This is a genomic window from Serratia proteamaculans, from assembly GCF_004684015.1.
Taxonomy (GTDB): Bacteria; Pseudomonadota; Gammaproteobacteria; order Enterobacterales; family Enterobacteriaceae; genus Serratia; species Serratia proteamaculans_F.
The window spans coordinates 204,250-210,983 of sequence record NZ_SRIA01000020.1 but is presented as its reverse complement, the minus strand read 5'-3'; the positions used below and the strand labels follow the sequence as shown (position 1 = coordinate 210,983).

At 43.5% G+C, this 6,734-nt stretch carries 8 protein-coding genes and 1 pseudogene; 7 read left to right on the top strand and 2 right to left on the bottom strand.

The features are described 5' to 3' along the window. The 4 genes from E5C26_RS20160 to E5C26_RS20145 form a co-directional block, all read left to right on the top strand. Window positions 1–665: hypothetical protein (locus E5C26_RS20160; RefSeq protein ID WP_135317874.1), on the top strand; the 665-nt coding region annotated here is incomplete at its 5' end. Next, window positions 655–909: a phosphopantetheine-binding protein gene (locus tag E5C26_RS20155; RefSeq protein ID WP_135317873.1), complete on the top strand. Its 255-nt coding sequence runs from the start codon at window positions 655–657 to the stop codon at window positions 907–909. The genes E5C26_RS20160 and E5C26_RS20155, both read left to right, overlap by 11 nt. Before the next feature lie 383 nt (window positions 910–1,292). Further along, entirely contained in the window at window positions 1,293–1,985 is a 693-nt protein-coding gene (locus tag E5C26_RS20150) for a response regulator transcription factor (protein ID WP_167796682.1), read from the top strand. 218 nt (window positions 1,986–2,203) lie between these two features. After that, window positions 2,204–2,944, top strand: a complete 741-nt coding sequence (locus E5C26_RS20145) for a carbonic anhydrase (RefSeq protein ID WP_135317871.1) — start codon at window positions 2,204–2,206, stop codon at window positions 2,942–2,944. Window positions 2,945–3,101: 157 nt separating this feature from the next. Here the strand turns inward: E5C26_RS20145 and E5C26_RS20140 are convergent. Together E5C26_RS20140 and E5C26_RS25000 are read right to left on the bottom strand one after the other, a co-directional pair. Further along, window positions 3,102–3,272, bottom strand: a pseudogene (locus E5C26_RS20140) (IS110 family transposase); the annotation flags it as partial. A 233-nt stretch (window positions 3,273–3,505) separates the two neighbouring features. After that, the gene (locus E5C26_RS25000) at window positions 3,506–3,736 is read right to left on the bottom strand and encodes a DDE-type integrase/transposase/recombinase (protein WP_409513913.1); all 231 of its coding nucleotides are present in this window, start codon (window positions 3,734–3,736) and stop codon (window positions 3,506–3,508) included. 537 nt (window positions 3,737–4,273) lie between these two features. On the opposite strand from E5C26_RS25000, the gene E5C26_RS24845 reads away from it, so the two are divergent. The 3 genes from E5C26_RS24845 to E5C26_RS20115 all read left to right on the top strand — a co-directional run bounded on the left by E5C26_RS24845 (window position 4,274) and on the right by E5C26_RS20115 (window position 6,560). Further along, complete coding sequence (locus tag E5C26_RS24845) at window positions 4,274–4,618, top strand: hypothetical protein (protein WP_240776127.1); 345 nt, start codon at window positions 4,274–4,276, stop codon at window positions 4,616–4,618. Between the two features lie 76 nt (window positions 4,619–4,694). Further along, on the top strand, window positions 4,695–5,093 hold the full coding sequence (locus tag E5C26_RS20120; RefSeq protein ID WP_135317870.1) for a type III secretion apparatus InvB: 399 nt from the start codon (window positions 4,695–4,697) through the stop codon (window positions 5,091–5,093). 222 nt (window positions 5,094–5,315) lie between these two features. Further along, the gene (locus tag E5C26_RS20115; RefSeq protein WP_135317869.1) at window positions 5,316–6,560 is read left to right on the top strand and encodes a hypothetical protein; all 1,245 of its coding nucleotides are present in this window, start codon (window positions 5,316–5,318) and stop codon (window positions 6,558–6,560) included. The last annotated feature ends 174 nt before the right edge of the window (window positions 6,561–6,734 follow it).

Below are 6,734 nucleotides of genomic sequence, written 5' to 3'. Positions count from 1 at the left end.
CGGTGGAGCGTTTTGAATCCAGGGACGACTCGGGGCCACGAAATTTAATTCGTTTCGATCATATGAAGTTTAAGGCCCCCTCAGTGGAGAGGTTTGTATCAGTAATTGCTGACTCTACGGTAATGAAGGTGGAGAATCCTTTAGGATATTATGCCGATCTAAAATTCCAGAATAAAAATATGCCTTTACTAACTGAGTCGTATCTGAAGGGCCTTCGCAATTTCCCAGGTGATAAGCCCGCAGAGCTACTGCTGTATGGCATTCGCCAGGCGTTGGCACCTGAACTTAATCAGCAAACAATGAATTATTATAGTGTTTTTAACAATTTTCGTGAAAGGCTTTTACCGAGCAATGAGAGTCGTCGAATGCAGGTATTGGCTGATGCCACCGCTGCGGAAAAGTATCCGGAATTATTGCAGGATATGAATATGCTGCGAGATGTTCTTGCCCGGCATCCTGGCCTGGAAACCAATCGTGGAAATATTCTCAGCTTCGTCAACAAACTGATTCGTGAGGCGAATCTTCTGCGGTCGGGTAAAACCAACCCACTGGTGGCGGCGATACTGGATGGTGTGTTAGGTATGGGGAGCTGGTATCAAAATCCATTTGTACGCCGCCCGATTGAAAGCCGTCTGAAAAACTCCGGAGTTGATAATGTCAAATAATCTTGAACAACATGTGAAAACAGTAATATCCAGTTGCCTAGTGGGGCGTGAACATGCTTTAGACAATGAGGCTCTGCTTGTGGATCAATTGTTTATCGATTCGCTTGAACTGGTGGATATCATCATTAGCCTCAACGATGTGTTTGGTATAGAGATTAGTGGAGATGAAATCATTGGTCTCAATACAGTAGGGGATCTTTGCCTGGCTGTGGAAAGGCAATTGGCTGCGAATGGCGTGATTTAACGATTCAGAAGCTGTTAATATTTCTGCGGTAACTGCATATGCATCCACAATAACTTAGGTTATATATAAAAATCCCGCATATTTTCGGCATGCGGGATTTTAGGTGCGACAAAAGTGAATTTAATGGTGGTTGTTTGTTGTTTTTAAATTAATGGTTATTTTTCTGATCTATAATGGAAGGTTTTTTATAACGGATAGTGCAATTATTTAGCCGATGCCAGAGTTTTTATATAAATAAAAAATTAATTATTTTTTAAAGAAAAGAGTGATGTTATGGATGCTAAATACAATACAGGATGCTTGTTGGTGATTTTGGGTTGTGGTTTTTTCTGGAGTATCGCCGCCTCTCTGGCCTTATACATATTCTAAGTAGGGGGTGTAATTTGGTAAATATTTTTCCTTATGAATATGTACTCATTCTGGAACGAAATGCGCTATTCGCTCATGCCATTGCCACTGTCGTGACCGAGAGTACTTGCCTGCCAGCGTCGGATATTCAACATGTGTCATCGATAATGCATTTACGTTCAAAGATAATGAGCAAAAAGTTTACCGGGAAAACAGTTCTCATTATTGCTGAGTTGGTGACGGACGTAGATGGGCTCCGTAATGGGTTTGAGTTGATTAAATTTTTGACAGCTCAGGAAAAAAATGGAAATCGACAGTATGGTGTCGTAGTTTACACCGGGCTTCGTGAGGCTATTTTGATAAAAGGATTAGTGGTATCTGGTCCAGATGCCATTGTTCTGCGTGATGAGCCTTTTGCTGAGTTCGAAAAAATCATAGCAGGTTTATGTCTTCCCGGTATGGATATTAAATTAAGCTCAGGAACAAGAAAAAAACTATCTGGAACTGAGGAAACGTTAACCGCAGCAGAACAGGCTTGGCTTATTGCTGAAATCGATAGTGGGGATCCGACTGCAGCAGCAATTAAATTACATTGTAGCAGAAAAACCGTTTCAACACATAGAATTTCTGTGGCTAAAAAATTAGGCTTGAGGAAACGAACAGATTTTTGCCATTGGTTGGGTGAGATTCAATGCTCGTTGGGGTATTTTAATGGGCGAATTGTATAGTGCGTGATTTTATTAATTCTTGGTTAAAATTCGTTGAGTGATCAATAAATATAATTCTTAGTGCGGTTAATTCGTAGTGCAGTTATTCGCCACGATTGGCGGTAGCTGTGGAGATATCAATCTATAAGCCCGTGTTGTTATTAATGAGGTTGGTGTCGACATAATCTATATATAAAATCGAGATAATATTTTTTCACTAACCTAGATTGAGGCATATTATGAAAAATAACCAACCGGCTCAACCTTCACGCCGGAAAATCTTGAAACAAACACTTGCTGTTTCTGCTCTTTCGGTCACCGGGCTGGCTGCCTTATTGGGACCTTCTATCTCTTTTGCAGCATCATTGAGCAAAGAAGAACGTGATGGTATGACACCGGATGCTGTGATTGAACATTTTAAACAGGGTAACTTGCGCTTCCGGGAAAATCGCCCGGCGAAGCATGATTACCTGGCGCAGAAGCGTAAAAGTATCGCGGGTCAATACCCTGCGGCGGTGATCCTTAGTTGCATCGACTCACGCGTGCCGGCGGAAATTGTGCTGGATGCGGGGATCGGTGAAACGTTTAATTCCCGTGTTGCAGGTAATATCAGTAATCGCGATATGCTGGGTAGCATGGAGTTCGCTTGCGCTCTTGCCGGCGCGAAAGTGGTGCTGGTTATGGGACACACTCGCTGTGGTGCAGTTCGTGGCGCTATTGATAATGCCGAACTGGGTAACCTGACGGGCCTGTTGGATGAAATTAAACCTGCGATTGAAAAAACTGAGTACAGCGGGGAACGTAAAGGCAGTAATTATGATTTTGTCGATGCTGTGGCGCGGAAAAATGTTGAGTTGACCATCGAAAATATCCGTAAAAACAGCCCTGTACTGAAACGACTAGAAGAACAGAAGAAAATTAAAATCGTTGGCAGCATGTATCACCTTGCTGGCGGTAAGATTGAGTTTTTTGAGGTATAACCGCAGCGGGCCGGATTTGAAAACGACTAATTAAGTAACCATTGAATTCTCATCTCTGATTCTATTGTGTGCTACGGGTGCACCCACAGCGCACAATTCGATGAGGAGCAGGTCAAGCCCTGAGCGTAACTGTGCATTCAACGCCAATTCGCTTTCACGCCCCAAATGAGGCCATCCATGCCAGTATCTGCCGGAAACCTTGTCGTGTTGTGGAGAAATACTGGGTCCCCAGGACTTTATTGTTCTGATCTACGACAGCGGCAACGTGCAGATCTTTATGTATATCCACGCCACCCACAACGGCGGCTTCGGTAACGTTATCAGCCATGACAGAACTCCTGTGAGGAAACAATGTTGAATCTCCAGACAGATGACCCGGACAGGACAGTAACGAGACAAGCCGTCAGGCCCTTCTTGAGTCACGTGCACCGATGAGGAGGTGCTTCGCATGAAGGCGCTTCGGGCAATCTACGAGTCTAGGGCAAGACATAAAAGGTCGAACGCTGTGTGAGTCAGGACGCGGGAAGCTCTTCACTGTATCAGCAATCACACCAATCTGGTTTAACGGCAAACAGAGTAATAATAAAAACTGACACCGGCATTATTACTATCGCGGTGGAACACGACTGGGCCTGTTGGCCGTCGTTTATTAACTGCCAGTCGTAGTGCCCGGATAGTCATAGCGCGGTCCGGTTTGTCTGAGAAGGCCCAGCTCACTATTTTTCTTGAACATAAGTCTATGACGATAGCCAGATATAGCCCCCTGCGCTGTTCGACGATAGGTGATATCACCTGATCACCAGGTATTTAATGCCTCTGGATTAAACTGTCGGTTCAACAGGTTATCTGCCACTAACGCCGGTTTCCCACCCCGTGGATAGTGATGACATCCGGGACACTTCGCAAGCAGCAACAGTGATTTCATTATCTGACGGACACGGTATCGGCCTACGTTAAAACCCTATTTATCTTTCAATAATATTTATTCCTGATTTTTCCATTTTAAAAACATAAAAATTACAGCCAGCAGCCTCGCTGCAATAATACTTTCAATTGAAAGTTGTTTTTTGAAAGTTTTTAATTACAGCCTGTTTTAAAATAATTGACTGCAATCTCTCCAGAAAGGATTATCCATGTTTGTATCTAGATCCGGCAGTACTCTAAACGCTATTTTCGGAATGAATGAGCAAGGTAAGCCGGAAGCAACATCCAAGAGTGACCTACAAGATGTAACCTTGTCCAACTATCAGAAACCGGTAGTCAATAACAGCAAGTTCTTCGAGGCGCGCACCAGCATGTTGCTCCTAGACCAGCTAGCCTGGATGGGCCATGTATTCGACCAGAATGCAAAATAATTTGCGCCACACACTGGACGGGCAGAGTGAAGCCGCCAACCACACTGTTCATTTTCAGGGGGGAAACAAACACTGGGCGCGGTACTTAAGGCAGCAGTCGAAGGAGTCTGACCAGATAAGCCAGCAGATGGACAGCATCCAGGGCTTCCAGTCCTATATGTTGCACACCCTGAGTACACCGTTGCAAGACCATCGCGATGGTTTTCTCAAGCAAGGACACGCAGAACTGTTGACCAAGATTCGCACCTTGAGCGCGTTCGGTACCACGGTGTGGCAGTGGATGAACCTGACGGAACACCTGGCCAAGCCGGAAGTGTAAGCTCATATCTTTTTGCGATGTATGAACAAGCCTGCAGAATCATTCACACCGTTAAAAATTAATCACTGGAAGTTACATGCAAACAAATATCGCCGAATTTCTTCATCGCACACTAAGTAGCATGGGGTATGAGGGGCAAAGATTTGAGTTTGATGCCAACTCGACTATTGAAATTACCCTCAAGAATATCCCTAGTTTATTTATATCCGTGATAAATGAGCGTATCTGGTTATGGAGCAGATTATCCTGGATGAACAGTAACACTCTGGTAGACAGAGGTAGTGAGCTATGGTTTGAATTACAGGAGGCGCTTCCCTCGGTCGTGACTGGACAGCCGGTATTAGGACGTGGTTGTGATGGCTATGAACTCAAGGCGCTGATGGATGAAAATTGTTTTCAGCAAGAAAAAGAACTGGAAAAGTTGCTGGAAAGTTTTTTTCTACTCTGTACGCGCTTGCAAGCACGTTGCAGCTGACGAGGGCTATAACCTATGGCTTCCCCCTGAAATTCGCCAGCGAGACGTTCGTATGATTTTCGATAATCGGTGTGAGTATGATTGACCGCGAGTAGCTATCCGCGCCGTCTCATCGAAGCAGGAAGCACCTAGAAAACACTCCGAACAGCGTAACGGGCCAGTATTTATTGCCCGTCAAACAATTTAATATTTCAACAAAAAATTTTAAACAGGTTCAATTTTATGTTAGAGCACGCCATTATTTCTTCGACATCACGTAACACCGTTATGTCATATTCATCTTCTTCTCAGACAACGATGGGGAGTGCAATACAAAGTACGGGCAACGTTATGACACAGCCTAACTCTTTCGACCACCAGGAATATAATTCACCCTCGCCAACCAGCAGCGATTCTGTATATGGAAACACTTCAACCTCCTCTTATTTACAACCATCCACTAATGCCTTCGCTTCAAGGGAATACCTAGTATCGATTACAGGGGGGGGGATTCAGAGTAAATCATCTAAGGAGGCACCTAACACTGGCCAGACTTCTACAGGAAAAACTGTTCAGGAAAACTCACTTACTAACGAGCAGCCTTCTGGAGCGCCTTTGCAACTATGCAGATCTAACATTCCGGGAACAAACCTTTATGAACCAAGATTAAGAACTGGGCAGGACAGACACATACCTGGTTCTCAGCAAATGCCTCCTGTATTAAATTTTGTAAATACTAGTTTGAGAGGAGAACCAGTAAATCTGATTAATGTTTTAACCGATAAAGAGCTGAGTCAAGCCCCTTTAATCATGGATCTTATCAATCCTGCCAAAGTGACAATGGATGCTGATACGAAGAAGACTCTGTGTAGTCCAAATGGGGGGATACTTACATTTAATGCTATCCGCGTTTCTAAAGCCGATAATGATGCTATATATGCGTTACGAATCCTCGATACTCAAACCTCTGATTATCAGAAAAGCGCAGGTGGGGTTAATGCTTATTGGGCTCCACAGGGGGGCTATGTTGATATCCCTGCCCATCCTCAAAAAGGTGAGCCTGAACTGGTATTAACACCAGCATTCAGTGGATGTTCATTTGTTGCTGATAAATTTAACGAAAAAGTTATCCGTGTCAGGCATGTACAGGGAGGCAAAGAAGACGCAGAATATAATAATCTCGATGTGTCAGAACACGGTCTAGGAATGATTGGTGCCATGGAGTATCACGATTACGGTTTTCACAAAAATGAAGAACAAACAGTGGTGGAGAACATCACTGGGTCAGCATTTATGAAATATGAGAATGGCAAATGGAAAATAAAGTTTCAAAGCCTTCCTAATGCCCCAAAGATACAATCTTTAAAGCAGGAGACTACTGGACTGTTTGAAAAAAAACAACAGTTAAAAATTCAAACTATTTATAATCCAAAAGAGAAAGTTGCGAACGTTGGTTCCATTGTATTTGATCCGGCTCCGTCGCATTAAGGTGACCATTAGGATTCATTAACTTTTGGCAATAGAGCCTGTAAATAAATGTGCGTTATTACCTGAGTTTGATGTGTTCAATTAAACATCAAAAGCAGGTTAAATTATGGACAAAAAGTTACGGGCTCTGGCTAATGAACTGACCAAAAATCTTAAAACTCCCGAAGATCTCAG

Excerpts from the sequence above, each read along its gene's own strand:
- E5C26_RS24845 (WP_240776127.1), top strand. The coding sequence starts at position 4,274 with ATGTATTCGACCAGAATGCAAAATAATTTGCGCCACACACTGGACGGG.
- E5C26_RS20155 (WP_135317873.1), top strand. The coding sequence starts at position 655 with ATGTCAAATAATCTTGAACAACATGTGAAAACAGTAATATCCAGTTGC.
- E5C26_RS20145 (WP_135317871.1), top strand. The coding sequence starts at position 2,204 with ATGAAAAATAACCAACCGGCTCAACCTTCACGCCGGAAAATCTTGAAA.
- E5C26_RS20115 (WP_135317869.1), top strand. The coding sequence starts at position 5,316 with ATGTTAGAGCACGCCATTATTTCTTCGACATCACGTAACACCGTTATG.
- E5C26_RS20120 (WP_135317870.1), top strand. The coding sequence starts at position 4,695 with ATGCAAACAAATATCGCCGAATTTCTTCATCGCACACTAAGTAGCATG.